A 15,864-nucleotide genomic window follows, 5' to 3' on the forward strand; every position below is an offset into this window, starting at 1 on the left:
ACGACGATCACGACGGCGCCGAACCCGCGCCGCTGGCCGAGCCGACCGGTCGGACTCCGAGAGCAAGGATGCTTTTCATGGAATCGCTCGGTACCACCACTCCGGCAGACACGGGCCCCCAGGGCGCCGCGCCGACGCCCGCCCAGTACCTCGCCCGAGCCGTCGCGCTCGCGACCGAGAACGTGCGCCGCTCCGGCGGCCCGTTCGGCGCCATCGTCGTCACCGCCGACGGCCGCGTCTTCGAGGGCGTCAACCGGGTCACCGCGAACCTCGATCCCACCGCGCACGCGGAGGTCTCCGCCATCCGCGCCGCCTGCCAGGGCATCGGCGACTTCGACCTCTCCGGCGCCGTGCTCTACACGAGCTGCGAGCCCTGCCCGATGTGCCTCGCCTCCTCGCTGTGGGCGCGCATCGACCGCGTCTACTTCGCGGCGAGCCGCCACGACGCGGCCGACGCCGGCTTCGACGACGCCGTCTTCTACCGCTACTTCGAGGGCGACGACGCCGACCGCGCCGTCATGCCGGTCGCCGACATCGAGCTGCCGCCCGCCGAGCGGGTCGCCCCCTTCACCGAGTGGCAGCACACCGCCACCCGCATCGAGTACTGAGCGGAGCCGAACGTGACCCAGCACACCGACAGCACCGCCACGCCGATCCCCGACCCGCTGCCCACGGGCGCGACGACCACGGTCGACGGCGAGCCGAAGAACGCGATCGACCGCTTCTTCGAGATCACCCGCCGCGGCTCCACCTTCGGGCGCGAGATCCGCGGCGGCATCGTCACCTTCGTGACGATGGCCTACATCGTCATCCTGAACCCGCTCATCCTCGGCGGCTCGGAGGACGTCGCCGGCAACGCGCTCGACGCCGCCCAGGTCGGCGCGGCGACGGGCCTCACCGCCGGCCTCATGACGATCCTCTTCGGCGTCTTCGCCCGGCTGCCCTTCGCCATCGCGGCCGGCCTCGGCATCAACTCCTTCCTCGCGGTCTCCGTCGTGGGGCAGGTCACCTGGCCGGAGGCGATGGGCCTCGTCGTCATCAACGGCGTGATCATCGTGCTGCTCGGCGCCACCGGCGCGCGGACCGCGATCTTCCGCGCCGTGCCGCAGGCGCTGAAGGCAGCGATCACGGTCGGCATCGGCCTGTTCATCGCCTTCATCGGCTTCGTCGACTCGGGCTTCGTGAACCGCACGCCCGGCGGCCCGCCCGTGCAGCTCGGCGACGCCGGCTCGATCACCTCGGTGCCGACGCTCATCTTCCTGCTCGGCCTCGTGCTGATCGGCATCCTCGTCGCGCGCCGGGTGCCGGGCGGCATCCTGATCGGCATCGTGGTGACCACCATCGTCGCGATCATCGCCCAGGCGCTGCTGAAGCTCGGCCCCTCCTTCGAGGACCCGAACGGCTGGCACATGACCATCCCCGAGCTGCCCACCGCCCTATTCACGGTGCCCGACTTCGGGCTCGTCGGGCAGTTCGACGTGTTCGGCGCCTTCGGCCGGATCGGCGCGCTCTCGGCGACGATGCTCGTCTTCACGCTCGTGTTCTCGAACTTCTTCGACGCCATGGGCACGATGACGGGCCTCGCGAAGAACGCCGGGCTCGCCCACAAGGACGGCACCTTCCCGCGGCTGCGGGCCGCCTTCATCGTCGAGGGCGCCGGCGCCATCGCGGGCGGCGCGACCTCGACCTCCTCGAACACCGTCTACGTCGACAGCGCCTCGGGCATCGGCGAGGGCGCGCGCACCGGGCTCGCCTCGGTCGTGGTGGGGCTGCTGTTCCTGCTCTCCATGTTCCTGACGCCGCTCACCCTCGTCGTGCCGATCGAGGTCGGCTCGGCCGCGCTCGTCGTGGTCGGCGCGATGATGATGGGGCAGATCCGCGAGATCAAGTTCGACAAGTTCGCGGTCGCCCTGCCGGCCTTCCTCACGATCGTGACGATGCCGCTCACCTACTCGATCGCGAACGGCATCGGCGTCGGTTTCATCTCCTGGGCGCTCGTGAACGCGGCGTCCGGCCGGGCGCGCAAGGTGCACTGGCTGATGTGGGTCGTCGCGGCCGGCTTCGCGCTCTACTTCGTGCGCGGGCCGATCGAGAGCCTCATCGCGGGCTGAGCCCGACGTTCGACGCGCCCCGGCCGGCACTCCCGGCCGGGGCGCGCTCGCGTCCGCCGCGCAGCGCACGCCGCCGTCACACGCCCCGCTGTCGTGGTGGGATGGATCGGAAGGGAACGGTGAAGAGGATTTGACGACGAACGGACCGGGCGCAGGATCGGTGTGGCGGGCGCCCGGGATGCCCGCGCTCATCACGATGACGGCCCTGGGCTTCTCCGGCTTCGCCGTGCTCATGCCGGTCGCCCCGCTGTGGGCGGTCGCGGGCGGCGCCGATGTGGCCGGCGCCGGGCTCGTCACGGGCGTGCTGATGCTCGCGACCGTGGCCGGGCAGACGATGGTGCCGGCGGCACTGCGCCGCTTCGGCTGGGCGCCCGTGCTCGTGGTGGGCCTGCTGCTGCTCGGCCTGCCCGCCCCGGCGATGCTCGCCTCGAGCGAGCTGCCCGTCATCCTCGCCTGGTCCGCGGTGCGCGGCCTCGGCTTCGCCGTGCTCACGGTGGCCGGCGGCAGCGCCGTGCCCGAGCTCATCGAGCCGGCCCGTCGCGGCCGGGCCATCGGCGCCTGGGGGCTCGCGATCGCCGGACCCCAGCTCGTGCTGCTCCCGCTCGCGCCCTGGGTGGCGGAGCACCTCGGCTACGCCCCGGTGTTCGTCGTCGCCGCACTGCCGGTGCTCGGCATCCCCGCCGCGCTCCGCCTCGCCAAGCACCTCGCCGCCAAGCCGCCGCACCCGGCCGAGCACGCGCACGCCTCGCACGGCCCGCTCGCGGCGGCCGCCGTGCTGTTCCGCCCGGTCGCGCTGCTGCTCGCCGTCACCGTGGCGGGCGGCGCGCTGATCACCTTCCTGCCCCAGCTCGCCGGCGACCAGCTGCTCGCGGCCGCCGCGCTGCTGCTGCTCACGGGCCTCGCGGCGCTCTCGCGCTGGCTCATCGGCGGGCCGGCCGACCGATTCGGCGCCCGGCCGCTGCTCTGGCCGCTCGTGCTCGCCACCACCGCGGGCCTCGCGATCACCGCGTGGGGCGTGGTGGACGCCACGGCACCGGCGGACTGGGCCCTGCTCGTCGGCGCCGCCCTCGTCGGCCTCGGCTACGGGGGACTGCAGAACCTCACGCTGGGCGAGGCGTTCGCCGCCGTCGGCCCGCGCGACACCCTGCTCGCGAGCATGGTGTGGAACATCGGCTTCGACGCGGGCACCGGCTTCGGCGCCGTGCTCGTCGGCACGATCGCGGCGGGCTTCTCGTTCCCGGTCGCGTTCCTCTGCGCGGCGGCTCTGTCGCTCGCGACGCTCCCGCTCGCGATCATGCGGGGGCGCCGGCTGAGCTGACGGCGGATGCCTCGGCGCCGGCGCCGGCGCGCTCAGCCGCGGCCGATGAACGGCATGCCCGCCGCGGTCGCCGTGAGCTGCGGCACGCTCACCGAGAGCGGCAGCTCGGCGAGGGCGAGCACGAGCCGGGCGACGTCGTCGGCGGCCATCGTCGGCTCGACGAGGCGGCGGCCGTCGGCCTGGAGGGCCCCGTCGCCGACGAGGCCGTCGACGAGCTCGGTGCGGGCGTTGCCCAGGTCGAGCTCGGTGCAGGTGATGCCGTGCGCCCGGCCGTCGAGCTCGATCGACTTCGAGAGCCCCGCGATCGCGTGCTTCGTGGTCGTGTAGGCGGCCGAGCGGGGCCGGGGCACCTGCGCCGAGACGGAGCCGTTGTTCACGATGCGACCGCCGGGAGGATGCTGCGCCGCCATCCGGCGGAACGCGGCCCCCGCGCAGCGCACCGCCGCCGTCACGTTCACCGCGAGGGTCGCCGCCCATTCGGTCTCGTCGAGCCCGCCGACGTCGGCGCTCGGGCCGAACGTCCCCGCGTTGTTGAAGAGCAGGTCCAGCCGGCCGAAGCGCTCGTCGTGCCGGGCGAAGAGCCGCTCGACGTCGCCGGGCTCGGTGACGTCGGCGGGGACGACGAGCGCCGTCCCGGAGCCGGCGGCGGTCTCTTCGAGCGGCGCCCGGCGGCGCCCGGCGAGCGTGACGTTCCAGCCCGCCCCGAGCAGCGCGCGGGCGCAGGCACGGCCGATGCCGCTGCCCGCGCCGGTGACGAGGGCCGAGCGGCCGGCGCTCACTCGGCGCGCTCCCCGGCCGCCTCGGCCGCGTCCGTCGACGCCGTGTCGTCCGAGCCCTCCGCCGCCTCGATGAGTTGCAGCATCCGCGCGGCGACGCTCACGGCGATCGCGGCGGGCAGCTTCGAGCCGATGCCGTCGATGCCGATCGGCGTGGTCACCCGCGCGAGCGCCGTGTCGTCGTGGCCGAGCTCGTGCAGCTTGCCGCGGAACCGCGCCCACTTGGAGCGCGAGCCGATGAGCCCGATCGAGCCGATACCGGGCGTCCGCAGCGCGGTCTCGACGATCGCGAGGTCCTCGACGTGATCGTGGGTCATGACGAGGACGTGCGCGCCGGGCGGCAGCTCGGCGAGCTCCGCCTCGGGCACGGGCGCGTGGTGCACCCGGACCTCGGCCACGGCGTCGCCGAGGGGGCCGCTGCGGCCCGGTTCGCCGAGCCGCTCGGCGGCGAGCATCTGCGGGCGGGAGTCGACGAGGTGGAGTTCGAGCGGATGCCTCGCCAGCACGCGGGCGAGCTCGAGGCCGACGTGGCCGACGCCGAAGACGGCGACCGCGGGCACCGTGCGCACGGGTTCCAAGAGCATCGTGACCTCTCCTCCGCAGCACTGCACGCCGTACTCCGCGTTCGCCTTGTCGCTCAGGGTCAGCGTGAGCAGCTCCGGCTCGGCCGCGCCCGCGGCGAGGAGCTCCCGCGCACGGCGCACGGCCGTCGCCTCGAGGTTGCCGCCGCCGACGGTGCCGAAGAGCCCGTCGGCGGAGACGACCATCTTCGCGCCGCCGTTGCGGGGCGCGTGCCCGCGGACCATCGCCATGGTGACGATGACCGCGGGTGTCCGCGCCTCACGGAGCCGCTGCAGCGCGTCGAGCCAGTCCATCCGGGTCCCGTCAGTCCGCGCCGACGAGCTCGCGCGAGGCATCCGTCTGCGCGACGGCCGCGGCGGGTGCGCCGGCCGCCCGCGCCGCCTCGACCGCCCAGAACACGGCCTCCGGCGTCGCGGGCGAGGCAAGCTCGACCGCCCGGCCGCCGGGGCCGAAGGCGGCGACGGCCTCGCGCAGCGCCTCCCGGGCGCTGAAGGCGAGCATGAAGGGTGGCTCGCCGACGGCCTTCGAGCCGTAGACGGCACCCTCCTCGCGGGCGTCCTCGAAGAGCCGCACGTTGAACACCTCGGGCATCTCCGAGAAGCTCGGCAGCTTGTACGTCGACGCGGACTGGGTGAGCAGCCGCCCGCGCGCGGGGCCGTCGCTCTCGTCCCAGCGCAGTTCCTCGAGCGTCAGCCAGCCGACGCCCTGCACGTAGGCCCCCTCGATCTGCCCGATGTCGAGCATGGGCGAGAGCGAGTCGCCCACATCGTGCACGATGTCGACCCGTCGCACCCGGTAGGCGCCCGTGAAGGCGTCGACCTCGACCTCGCTCGCGGCCGCACCGTAGGCGAAGTACTTGAACGGCGAGCCCTGCATGACGTCGGGGTTCCAGTGCAGCCCCTCGGTGCGGTAGTAGCCGGCCGCCCAGAGCTGCACCCGCTGCAGGTACGCCGCCTCGGCGACCTCGGCGAAGCTCAGCCGCTGCTCGCGGTTGCCGAGGCCGGTGACGACGCCGCCCGAGAAGCGCACGTCGCGTTCGTCGACGCCGAGGAGGCGCCCGGCGACCTTCGCCATCCGCTCGCGGATCTGCTCGCACGCGTTCTTCACCGCGCCGCCGTTCAGGTCGGCGCCGGAGCTCGCCGCGGTCGCGGAGGTGTTCGGCACCTTGTCGGTGCGGGTGGGCGCGAGCCGCACCTGGTGCAGCTCGAGGCCGAGCGCCGTCGCGGCGACCTGCAGCATCTTCGTGTGCAGGCCCTGGCCCATCTCGGTTCCGCCGTGGTTGATCAGCACCGAGCCGTCCTTGTAGACGTGCACGAGCGCGCCCGCCTGGTTGAACGCCGCGAAGTTGAACGAGATGCCGAACTTGATCGGCGTGATCGCGAGCGCCCGCTTGCGGTCCTCGTGGGCGGCGTTGAACGCGGCGATCCCGGCGCGCCGGGCGTCGAAGTCGCTCTCGGCCTTGAGCTCGCTCCAGATGCGGGGCATCCGCTCGGCGTCCTTCACCGTCTGCCCGTACGGGGTGGCCTGGCCCGGCCGGTAGAAGTTCTGCTCGCGGAGCGTCGCCGGCTCGATGCCGAGCTCGGGGGCGACCCGGCCCAGGATGTCCTCGATGAGGAAGACGCCCTGCGGGCCGCCGAAGCCGCGGAACGCGGTCTGCGAGGTCTTGTTCGTCTTCGCGATGCGGCCGTGCGCGTGCACGTTCGGGATCCAGTAGGCGTTGTCGAGGTGGCAGAGCGCGCGCCCGAGCACCGGCTCGGAGAGGTCGAGGCTCCAGCCGCCGTCGGCCGTGAGGGTGGCCTCGAGCGCCTGGATGAAGCCGTCCTCGCTGAAGCCCGCCCGCCACTCGATGTGGAAGGGGTGGCGCTTGCCGGTCATCGTGAGGTCCTGGGTGCGGTTCAGCCGCAGCCGCACCGGCCGGCCGGTGAGCTTCGCGCCGAGCGCGGCGATCGCGGCGAGTCCGTGCGGCTGCATCTCCTTGCCGCCGAAGCCGCCGCCCATGCGCAGCTGCTGCACGGTGACCTCGTTCGAGGGCACGCCGAGCACGTGCGCGACGATCTCCTGCGTCTCGGAGGGGTGCTGCGTCGAGCACTGCACGAAGTACTGGCCCTCGGAGTCGCGGATCGCGTAGGAGGCCTGCGTCTCCAAGTAGAAGTGCTCCTGGCCGCCGAACTCGGTGACCCCCGAGAAGACGCGCGGGGCCTCGGCGAGGGCGGCGGCCGCGTCGCCGCGGGCGACCGTGCGGGCGATGCCCTGGTACGACTCCGCCTCGATGGCGTCGCGCACCGTGATGAGCGAGGGCAGCGGCTCGTACTCGACCCGCACGGCGGCGGCGCCGAGGCGGGCGGCCTCGGGCGTCTCGCCGAGCACCCAGACGAGGGCGTGCCCGAGGAACATCGCCTCGCTCGGGAACAGCGGCTCGTCGTGCTTGATGCCCGCGTCGTTCAGGCCGGGCACGTCGGCAGCGGTGAGCACGCGCACGACGCCGGGCACTTCGGCGGCGGCCGAGACGTCGACCGTGACGCGCGCGTGCGCGTTCGTCGACTGCACCGGCCAGGCCGTGAGCACGCCGTGGTCGCGGGCGGCGAGGTCGTCGGTGTACATCGCCGCGCCGGTGACGTGCAGCGCCGCGCTCTCGTGCGCGGCGCGGAGCCCGACGACCGGGTCGGCGGGGCGGTCGGCGAGGGCGCTCATGCCGGGACCTCCGTCCGGATGCCGCGACTGGAGCCGCGGGAGGCGGCGTACAGCTTCAGGAGGGCGGTGCCGAGCATCGCGCTGCGGTAGTCGGCGCTCGCCCGATGGTCGCTCATCGGCGTGCCGGTCTCGCGCAGCACCGCGGAGGCGGCGCGCACGGTGCCGAGGTCCCAGGGCTTGCCGACGAGCGCCTGCTCGGCCTCGTAGGCGCGGAGCGGCGTGGCGGCGACGCCGCCGAGGCCGATGCGCGCGGCGGCGACGGTCCCCGCGTCGTCCACATCGAGCGCGAACGCGACGGCGACGCTCGAGATGTCGTCGAAGCGGCGCTTGGCGATCTTGTGGAACGCGGTGAGTCCGGCGAGCGGCAGCGGGATGTGGATGGCCCGGATGAGCTCGCCCGGCTCCCGCACCGTCTGGCGGTAGCCGGTGAAGTACTCGGCGAGCTCGACCTGGCGCTCGACGAGCGCGCCGGCCTCGTCCGCCTTCGCCAGCACGACGCGGGCGCCGAGCGCGAGGAGGGCCGGCGGGGTGTCGCCGATGGGCGAGCCGGTGCCGAGATTGCCGCCGATGGTGCCGCGGTTGCGGATCAGCCGGGAGGCGAACTGCGGGAAGAGTTGCGCGAGCAGGGGCACCCGGCCGTCGAGGCGGCGCTCGACGTCCGAGAGCGGCAGCGCCGCGCCGATCTCCACGACGTCGTCGCCGAGGTGCAGCGTGCGCAGCTCCTCGAGCTGCTCGATGGCGACGACGAGCGGCGCGCGGCGGCCGCGGATGTTCACCTCGACGCCCCAGTCGGTCGAGCCGGCCACGAGGAGCGCGTCGGAGTCGTCGCGGAGGATCGCCAGCGTCTCGGCGAGCGAGGCGGGGCGCACGAAGCGGGCGCCCTCGTGGGCGTAGTCGGTGGGGACGGCGACGGGGGCCGGCCGCTCCCGGCGCTCGGCGAGCGGGTCGCCGGCCTCGGGGAAGCCGAGCGTGTAGGCCGCGTCGCGGATCGGCCGGTAGCCGGTGCAGCGGCAGAGGTTGCCGCTCAGGGAGTGCAGGTCGAAGCCGTTCGGCCCGTGCTCGGCGTCTGCGGCACTGTCGGGGTCGTTCGGGGCGGCGGCGCTCGGAGCGCCGTCGTGCACGGGGCACGGCTCGGCGGAGGCATCCTGCGCGACGCGGTCCGCCCGGTAGAACTCGCCCGCCATGCTGCAGGCGAAGCCCGGGGTGCAGTAGCCGCACTGGGAGCCGCCGGCCTCGGCGAGCTTCTCCTGCACGGGGTGCAGGGCCTCGGGGGAGCCGAGGCCCTCCGCGGTGACGAGCTCCTGGCCGGCGAGGGCGTGCACGGGCACGAGGCAGGCGTTCACCGCGGTCCAGGCGGTGCCGCCGTCGTCGGCCGGGGTGGCGAGCAGCATCGCGCAGGCGCCGCACTCGCCTTCGGCGCAGCCCTCCTTGCTGCCGGTGAGGCCGGTGTCGCGCAGCCAGTCGAGGGCGGTCGCGTGGGCGGGGACGCCGTCGAGCGGGCGGGAGCGCCCGTTGACGGTCACGGCGTGGTGTTCCATGTCGAAACTCCTCGGGTCCGGCGTCAGCGTCGACGCCTGCGGCACCGGGGCCCCGGTGGCCCCACCTCGCACCGCGCCTGCGCAGCGGCAGGCACCTCCAGGGTACCGCCCGCCGAGCCGGCAGTTCTTGCGATCCGGAATCCGGTTTTCGCAGAACGGATATGGATACTACGCGACTCGGGCGCGATCCGGCAGGGGCAGTGCGTGCGGGGTCGCCGACGGACCACCCGGGCGGTGGTCGAGGGATGGAGAGCCGGGCGGCGGCTCAGGCTGCGGCGGCGAGCGCGCCGATCTCGCGCACGGCTTCGCGGAGCACGGGGATGGCCCGGGCGGCGAAGTCCTCGTCGACCCGGGCGATCGGTCCGGAGACCGAGACGGCCGTCGGCACGGGTGCGCCGGGCACGGCCATGGCGTAGCAGCGCACGCCGATCTCCTGTTCGCCGTCGTCGATGGCGTAGCCGCGCGCGCGGATCTCGGCGAGGTCGGCGAGTAGCGCCTCGAGGGTGGTGATGGAGTGCTCGGTCTCGGCGGGCAGGCCCGTGCGGCCCACGATCTCGCGCACCTGCTCGTCGTCGAGCTCGGCGAGGATGGCCTTGCCGACGCCGGTGGAGTGCAGGTACGAGCGGCGGCCGACCTCGGTGAACATGCGCATGGCGTGCGGCGAGGGGGCCTGGGAGACGTAGATGACGCGGTCGCCGTCGAGGGTGGCGAGGTTCGCGGTCTCGCCGAGGCGTTCGACGAGGCCCTTCAGCTGGGGCCGGGCGAGCTGCCCGAACTGGCGGTTCGCGACCTCGCCGAGGCGCACGAGGCGCGGGCCGAGCGCGTAGCGGCGGTTCGCGAGCTGGCGGGCGTAGCCGAGCGAGACGAGGGTGCGCAGCAGCCGGTGGATGGTCGGCAGCGGCAGCTCGGCCATCGTCGACAGTTCGCTCAGCGTGACGTCGCCGCCCGCGTCGGCGATGAGTTCGAGCAGGTCGAAGACCCGCGCGACGGACTTGACGCCTTCAGCTTCGGCCATGCCGGGGCTCCTCGGTTCTGCATCTCGGGGGCGAGTATCCGCATCGCGGAAAACGCGGGTGGACACAAGATACCGCACGGCCCCGCCGTGAGCGGGGCGTGGTGGGGCGGGCTCCGGCGACGCGAGGGCCGCCGGAGGCTTGTGTTTCCGTAAAGCAAACATTAACATCCATAATGCGAAAACTTTTGGGACGCTCGGTGCATACGCGATGATGAGCGGACCGCGTCGAGCCGCGAAGGAGCAGCAGCCGCATGACCATCGAGATCACCACCCCCACCGACGTCGAGGGGGGCGACGAGATCCTCTCGGCCGAGGCCCTCGCCTTCGTCGAGGCGCTGCACCACCGCTTCGCGGCGCGCCGGCTGGAGCTGCTCGCGGCCCGCGGCGAACGACGCGAGCGGGCCGCGCCGAGCGGGCGGCTCGATTTCCTCCCCGAGACCCGCGAGGTGCGCGAGTCCGAGTGGCGCGTGGCCCCCGCGCCGCCCGCGCTCCTCGACCGCCGGGTCGAGATCACCGGCCCCGCGGCCCCGCCGAAGATGGCGATCAACGCGCTGAACTCCGGCGCCAAGGTCTGGCTCGCCGACCTCGAGGACGCCGCGAGCCCCACCTGGCACAACGTCGTCGCCGGCGTGCGGAACCTCCTCGACGCCGCCCGCGGCACCCTCGCGTACACCTCGCCGCAGGGCAAGCAGTACGCCCTGCGCAACGACGTCGAGCGACCGACCGTCGTCACCCGCCCGCGCGGCTGGCACCTCCCCGAGCGGCACGTGCTGATCGACGGCGAGCGGGCGAGCGGTTCGCTCGTGGACTTCGGGCTGCACTTCTTCCACACCGCGAAGCCCCTGCTCGAGAACGGCCACGGCCCCTACTACTACCTGCCGAAGCTCGAGTCCCACCTCGAGGCCCGGCTCTGGAACGACGTCTTCGTCTTCGCCCAGGAGCAGCTCGGCCTGCCGCGCGGCACCGTGCGCGCGACCGTGCTCATCGAGACGATCCCGGCCGCGTTCGAGATGGACGAGATCCTGTACGAGCTCCGCGAGCACGCCTCCGGCCTGAACGCCGGCCGCTGGGACTACCTCTTCAGCTTCATCAAGGTGTTCCGCGACGCCGGTCCCGCCTTCGGGCTGCCCGACCGCGCCGACGTCTCGATGACGGCCCCGTTCATGCGCGCCTACACCGAGCTGCTCGTGCAGACCTGCCACCGCCGCGGCGCCTTCGCCATGGGCGGCATGGCGGCCTTCGTGCCGAACCGCAACGACCTCGAGGTCACCCGCGCCGCCTTCGAGAAGGTGCGCGCCGACAAGACCCGCGAGGCCGAGGACGGCTTCGACGGCTCCTGGGTCGCCCACCCCGACCTCGTCCCGGTCTGCCGGGAGGTGTTCGACGGCGTGCTCGGCGCCCGCCCGAACCAGCTCGACCGGCAGCGCCCCGAGGTCGCGGTCACCGCCGAGCAGCTGCTCGACGCGGCATCCGCCCCCGGCCGGGTCACCGAGGCCGGGCTCCGGCTGAACCTCTCGGTCGCCGTCGCGTACACGGCGGTCTGGCTCTCCGGCGACGGCGCGGTCGCGCTGCACAACCTGATGGAGGATGCCGCGACCGCCGAGATCTCCCGCTCGCAGGTGTGGCAGCAGCTGCGCAACGGCGTCGAGCTCGCCGACACCGGCCGGCGGGTCACGCCCGAGCTCGTCCGCACCGTGCTCGCCGAGGAGGTCGCCGCGCTCCGCGAGCAGGTGGACGCCGAGCGCTTCGCCCGCTTCTACGAGCCCGCCGCCCGCCTCGTCGAGGAGCTCTGCCTCGACGACGGCTTCGTCGACTTCCTCACCCTGCCCGCCTACGAACTCCTGGAGGGCTGATGGGCACCGCCCTCGGCGCCGCCGCACTCGCCGACGCCGAGCGCCGCCTCGCCGCCACCGACGAGCTGCTCGACCGCGGCTACCCCGGCGACGACGGGTCCCGGCAGCCCGTGCACACCGTCTACGTGCCGGCCGACCGCTTCACCCCCGAGCTCCCGGCGGAGTGGGGCGTCGCCGCCCTCGCCGCCGCCGACGAGGCGGGCGGCCTCGAGGCCGTCGCCGTCGTCGCGGGCCTCGACGCCGCGCTCGCCGCGGAGCTCGCGCCCCGGGTCGCCCGCAAGCTCGAGCGGGAGCCCATCGAGGACCTCCGCCTCGACTTCGAGGACGGCTACGGCGACCGCGGCGACGAGGCCGAGGACGCCGACGCGGCGCTCGCCGCCCGGCGCGTGCTCGACGCCGTCGCCGCCGGCACGGCGCCGCCCTTCCTCGGCATCCGCTTCAAGTGCTTCGAGCGGCCGACGCGGGCGCGCGGCATCCGCACCCTCGACCTCTTCGTCACCGCCCTCGTCGAGGGCGGAGGCCTGCCCGACGGCCTCGTGCTCACCCTGCCGAAGGTGACGACCGTCGCCCAGGTCGAGACGATGGCGGCGCTCGCCGCCGAGCTCGAGCGGGTGCACGGCCTCGCCGAGGGCCGGATCCGCTTCGAGGTGCAGGTCGAGACGCCGCAGCTCGTGCTCGGCGCCGACGGCCGCTCGCCGGTCGCGCAGCTGCCGCACGCCGCGCCCGGCCGCATCACGGGCCTGCACTACGGCACCTACGACTACAGCGCCTCGCTGCAGATCGCGGCCGGCTACCAGTCCATGGAGCACCCCGCCGCGGACCTCGCGAAGGGCGTCATGCAGCTCGCCGTCGCGGGCACCGGCATCCGCCTCTCCGACGGCTCCACGAACGTGCTGCCCATCGGCGAGCGCACCGCGGAGGCCTGGGCGCTGCACGCGCGGCTCGTGCGGCGCTCGCTGGAGCGCGGCTACTACCAGGGCTGGGACCTGCACCCGCACCAGCTGCCGACGCGGTACCTCGCGAGCTACGCCTTCTTCCGCGAGGGCTACCCGGCCGCGGCCGCACGGCTCCGCGCCTACCTCGAGCAGACCCCCGGCGCCGTGCTCGACGAGCCCGCGACGGCTCGCGCGCTCGCCGACTTCGTGCTGCGCGGGGTGGAGTGCGGCGCGGTCTCCGCCGAGGAGGTCGCCGCCGACGCCGGTGTGCAGCGGGCGGGCCTGGTCGCGCTCGCGCACCCGCGGCTCGCTGCAGCATCCGTCCCCGCCCCGTCGACCCAGGGAGCCTCAGCATGAGCTACTACACGCCGAAGGGCGGGCTGCCGGCCCAGTCCGAGCTGCTCACCGACCGCGCCGTCGTGAAGGAGGCGTACACCGTCATCCCGAAGGGCGTGCTGCGCGACATCGTCACGAGCAATCTGCCGGGCTTCACCGGCACCCGCTCGTGGATCATCGCCCGGCCGATCGCGGGCTTCGCGACGACGTTCGCGCAGTTGATCGTCGAGATCGCGCCTGGCGGCGGCGCCGAGCGGCCCGAGCCGGAGGCCGGCGTCGAGGGCGTCGTCTTCGTCACCGCGGGGAAGCTCGCGCTGACGCTCGCCGGCGAGCGGCACGTGCTCGGCGCGGGCGGCTACGCCTACCTCGCCGCGGGCGCCGAGTGGTCGATCGCGAACGAGGGCGGCGAGCTCGTGTCGTTCCACTGGATCCGCAAGGCGTACGAGGCGGTCGACGGCATCCCGGCGCCCGCCTCCTTCGTCACGCGGGACCAGGATGTCGCGCCGCGCCCGATGCCGGACACCGACGGCGCCTGGGCCACGACCCGCTTCGTCGACCCCGACGACCTCGCGCACGACATGCACGTGAACATCGTGACGTTCCAGCCGGGCGGGGTGATCCCCTTCGCCGAGACGCACGTCATGGAGCACGGGCTCTTCGTGCTCGAGGGCAAGGCGGTCTACCGGCTGAACGACGACTGGGTCGAGGTCGAGGCCGGCGACTTCATGTGGCTGCGGGCGTTCTGCCCGCAGGCCTGCTACGCGGGCGGCCCCGGGCCGTTCCGCTATCTGCTCTACAAGGACGTGAACCGGCAGATCCGGCTCACCTGACCCGACTCCCGCGCCCTCTGGGCGGCGGGGACCAGCTCCGCGCCGGGTGACTCCCGGCCGGGGCGTCCGGAGCGCCCGGCGAAGCAGACTCCCTTCGCCGGGCGCTTCGTCGTGTCCGCGCGTCATGAGCGCGCGAAGGGGTTGACGTCGCGGGAGCCCTCACCTACGCTTTCACACAGCAAAAGCATTCTTCCGAATAGTGGAAACGTGAAGGGCTCGCGACGATGACGTACACGGTGAACTGCTCGATCCTCCTCACCGAGCTGCCGCTGCTCGAGCGCCCCGCCGCGGCGAAGGCCGCCGGTTTCGACGCGGTCGAGTTCTGGTGGCCGTTCGACGGCGCCGTCCCGGCCGACCGCGACGCCGACGCGTTCGTCGCCGCGATCCGCGACGCGGGCGTGCAGCTCACCGGGCTGAACTTCTTCGCCGGCGACATGCCGGCCGGCGACCGCGGCCTCGTCTCCTGGACCGGCCGCGAGGCCGAGTTCCGCGACAACGTCGACGCCGTCGTCGCGATCGGCGAGGCGCTCGGCACCACGGCGTTCAACGCCCTGTACGGCAACCGGCTCGACGGCGTCGACCCCGCCGCGCAGGACGAGACGGCCGCCGAGAACCTCGCCGTCGCTGCAGCCGGCGTCGCGCGCATCGGCGGCACCGTGCTCGTCGAGCCCGTCTCGGGCGCGCCGCGCTACCCCCTGCTGACGGCGGCCGACGCGCTTGCCGCCATCGCGCGGGTGCCGGATGCCTCGAACCTCGCCCTCCTCGCCGACTTCTACCACCTCGCCGTGAACGGCGACGACGTCGCCGCGGTCATCGAGGCGCACGCCGCCCGATTCGGGCACATCCAGATCGCCGACGACCCCGGCCGCGGCGCCCCCGGCACGGGCGCCCTCCCGCTCGAGCGGTGGATCGCCCGCAGCCGCGAGCTCGGCTACGCAGGTCCCATCGGCCTCGAGTACAAGGCGCAGCTCGACGACGCCTTCGCCTGGCTCGCCGAGGCATCCGCCGACGCCTGATCCGGCCACACCACCGACGCACGCACCGCGACCCCGAAGGACGACACCATGACCAGCATCGCGATCATCGGACTCGGCATCATGGGCCTGCCCATGGCCAAGAACCTCGTCGAGGCGGGCTTCGACGTCACCGGGTACAACCGCAGCCGCGGCCCCGTCGACGCGCTCGTCGAGGCGGGCGGCCGCGCCGCCGACAGCGCCGCGGAGGCCGTGCGCGACGCCGACGTCGTCGTCACGATGGTGCCCGACTCGCCCGACGTGGCGGGCCTCGTCCGGGGCGACGACGGCGTGTTCGCGAACGCGAAGGCCGGCGCGCTGTGGATCGACACCTCCTCCATCCGGCCCGACGTGGCGAAGGAGCTCGCGGAGGAGGCCACGGCCGCCGGGCTCGGCGCGATCGACGCCCCCGTCTCCGGCGGCGAGCAGGGCGCCATCGACGGCGTGCTCTCGATCATGGTCGGCGGCTCGCCCGAGGACTTCGAGCGCGCCCGCCCGGTGCTCGAGGCCGTCGGCCGCACCATCGTGCATGTCGGCCCCTCCGGCGCCGGCCAGACCGTGAAGGCCGCGAATCAGCTCATCGTCGCGGTCAACATCCAGGCGCTCGCCGAGGCGGTCGTCTTCCTCGAAGCCTTCGGCGTCGACACCGACGCCGCGTTGACGGTCCTCGGCGGCGGACTCGCCGGCTCGAAGGTCCTCGACCAGAAGGGGCGCAAGATGCTCGACCGCGACTTCGCCCCCGGATTCCGCCTCGCCCTCCACAACAAGGACCTGGGCATCGTCACCGCCGCCGCACGACAGGCCGGCATCACCGTCCCGCTCGGCTCCGCCGTGGCCCAGCTCGTCCAGGCGACCGTCGCCCCCCG

13 protein-coding genes are annotated in these 15,864 nt (G+C 73.9%); 8 read left to right on the plus strand and 5 right to left on the minus strand.

What is annotated here, in order from left to right; all coding sequences use genetic code 11:
- Positions 1–77: 77 nt before the first annotated feature.
- The 3 genes from IEY71_RS13845 (at position 78) to IEY71_RS13855 (ending at position 3,429) form a co-directional block, all read left to right on the plus strand.
- On the plus strand, positions 78–608 hold the full coding sequence (locus IEY71_RS13845) for a nucleoside deaminase (RefSeq protein WP_189085890.1): 531 nt from the start codon (positions 78–80) through the stop codon (positions 606–608).
- 45 nt (positions 609–653) lie between these two features.
- Entirely contained in the window at positions 654–2,111 is a 1,458-nt protein-coding gene (locus IEY71_RS13850; RefSeq protein WP_189085994.1) for an NCS2 family permease, read from the plus strand.
- A gap of 178 nt (positions 2,112–2,289) precedes the next feature.
- Positions 2,290–3,429, plus strand: coding sequence for an MFS transporter (locus IEY71_RS13855; protein WP_189085891.1), 1,140 nt, complete (start codon positions 2,290–2,292; stop codon positions 3,427–3,429).
- A gap of 32 nt (positions 3,430–3,461) precedes the next feature.
- Here the strand turns inward: IEY71_RS13855 and IEY71_RS13860 are convergent, their stop codons facing one another.
- From IEY71_RS13860 to IEY71_RS13880, 5 genes are all read right to left on the minus strand, one after another.
- Positions 3,462–4,208, minus strand: coding sequence for an SDR family oxidoreductase (locus IEY71_RS13860; protein WP_189085892.1), 747 nt, complete (start codon positions 4,206–4,208; stop codon positions 3,462–3,464).
- Complete coding sequence (gene xdhC, locus IEY71_RS13865) at positions 4,205–5,080, minus strand: xanthine dehydrogenase accessory protein XdhC (RefSeq protein WP_189085893.1); 876 nt, start codon at positions 5,078–5,080, stop codon at positions 4,205–4,207. The genes IEY71_RS13860 and xdhC overlap by 4 nt, the downstream gene beginning before the upstream one ends.
- Before the next feature lie 10 nt (positions 5,081–5,090).
- Positions 5,091–7,478, minus strand: a complete 2,388-nt coding sequence (gene xdhB, locus IEY71_RS13870; RefSeq protein WP_189085894.1) for a xanthine dehydrogenase molybdopterin binding subunit — start codon at positions 7,476–7,478, stop codon at positions 5,091–5,093.
- Positions 7,475–9,016 (minus strand): xanthine dehydrogenase small subunit, encoded by a 1,542-nt coding sequence (locus tag IEY71_RS13875; protein WP_189085895.1) that lies wholly within the window; start codon positions 9,014–9,016, stop codon positions 7,475–7,477. Before IEY71_RS13875 ends, xdhB begins: the two co-directional genes overlap by 4 nt.
- Before the next feature lie 265 nt (positions 9,017–9,281).
- Positions 9,282–10,031, minus strand: coding sequence for an IclR family transcriptional regulator (locus IEY71_RS13880; RefSeq protein WP_189085896.1), 750 nt, complete (start codon positions 10,029–10,031; stop codon positions 9,282–9,284).
- A gap of 251 nt (positions 10,032–10,282) precedes the next feature.
- On the opposite strand from IEY71_RS13880, the gene aceB reads away from it, so the two are divergent.
- From aceB to IEY71_RS13905, 5 genes are all read left to right on the plus strand, one after another.
- The gene (aceB, locus tag IEY71_RS13885; protein ID WP_189085897.1) at positions 10,283–11,884 is read left to right on the plus strand and encodes a malate synthase A; all 1,602 of its coding nucleotides are present in this window, start codon (positions 10,283–10,285) and stop codon (positions 11,882–11,884) included.
- A complete protein-coding gene (locus IEY71_RS13890) occupies positions 11,884–13,176 on the plus strand; it encodes a DUF6986 family protein (protein WP_189085898.1) in 1,293 nt (430 codons plus the stop codon). Before aceB ends, IEY71_RS13890 begins: the two co-directional genes overlap by 1 nt.
- Complete coding sequence (locus tag IEY71_RS13895; RefSeq protein WP_189085899.1) at positions 13,173–13,985, plus strand: bifunctional allantoicase/(S)-ureidoglycine aminohydrolase; 813 nt, start codon at positions 13,173–13,175, stop codon at positions 13,983–13,985. Before IEY71_RS13890 ends, IEY71_RS13895 begins: the two co-directional genes overlap by 4 nt.
- Positions 13,986–14,209: 224 nt before the next feature.
- A complete protein-coding gene (locus IEY71_RS13900) occupies positions 14,210–15,001 on the plus strand; it encodes a hydroxypyruvate isomerase family protein (RefSeq protein WP_189085900.1) in 792 nt (263 codons plus the stop codon).
- Between the two features lie 48 nt (positions 15,002–15,049).
- Positions 15,050–15,864: NAD(P)-dependent oxidoreductase (locus IEY71_RS13905; RefSeq protein ID WP_189085901.1), on the plus strand; the 815-nt coding region annotated here is incomplete at its 3' end.

The sequence above is a fragment of the Agromyces mediolanus genome (assembly GCF_014648575.1).
GTDB lineage: Bacteria > Actinomycetota > Actinomycetes > Actinomycetales > Microbacteriaceae > Agromyces > Agromyces mediolanus.

Excerpts from the sequence above, each read along its gene's own strand:
- IEY71_RS13845 (WP_189085890.1), top strand. The coding sequence starts at position 78 with ATGGAATCGCTCGGTACCACCACTCCGGCAGACACGGGCCCCCAGGGC.
- IEY71_RS13855 (WP_189085891.1), top strand. The coding sequence starts at position 2,290 with ATGCCCGCGCTCATCACGATGACGGCCCTGGGCTTCTCCGGCTTCGCC.
- xdhC (WP_189085893.1), bottom strand. The coding sequence starts at position 5,080 with ATGGACTGGCTCGACGCGCTGCAGCGGCTCCGTGAGGCGCGGACACCC.
- xdhB (WP_189085894.1), bottom strand. The coding sequence starts at position 7,478 with ATGAGCGCCCTCGCCGACCGCCCCGCCGACCCGGTCGTCGGGCTCCGC.
- IEY71_RS13875 (WP_189085895.1), bottom strand. The coding sequence starts at position 9,016 with ATGGAACACCACGCCGTGACCGTCAACGGGCGCTCCCGCCCGCTCGAC.
- IEY71_RS13880 (WP_189085896.1), bottom strand. The coding sequence starts at position 10,031 with ATGGCCGAAGCTGAAGGCGTCAAGTCCGTCGCGCGGGTCTTCGACCTG.
- aceB (WP_189085897.1), top strand. The coding sequence starts at position 10,283 with ATGACCATCGAGATCACCACCCCCACCGACGTCGAGGGGGGCGACGAG.
- IEY71_RS13890 (WP_189085898.1), top strand. The coding sequence starts at position 11,884 with ATGGGCACCGCCCTCGGCGCCGCCGCACTCGCCGACGCCGAGCGCCGC.
- IEY71_RS13895 (WP_189085899.1), top strand. The coding sequence starts at position 13,173 with ATGAGCTACTACACGCCGAAGGGCGGGCTGCCGGCCCAGTCCGAGCTG.
- IEY71_RS13900 (WP_189085900.1), top strand. The coding sequence starts at position 14,210 with ATGACGTACACGGTGAACTGCTCGATCCTCCTCACCGAGCTGCCGCTG.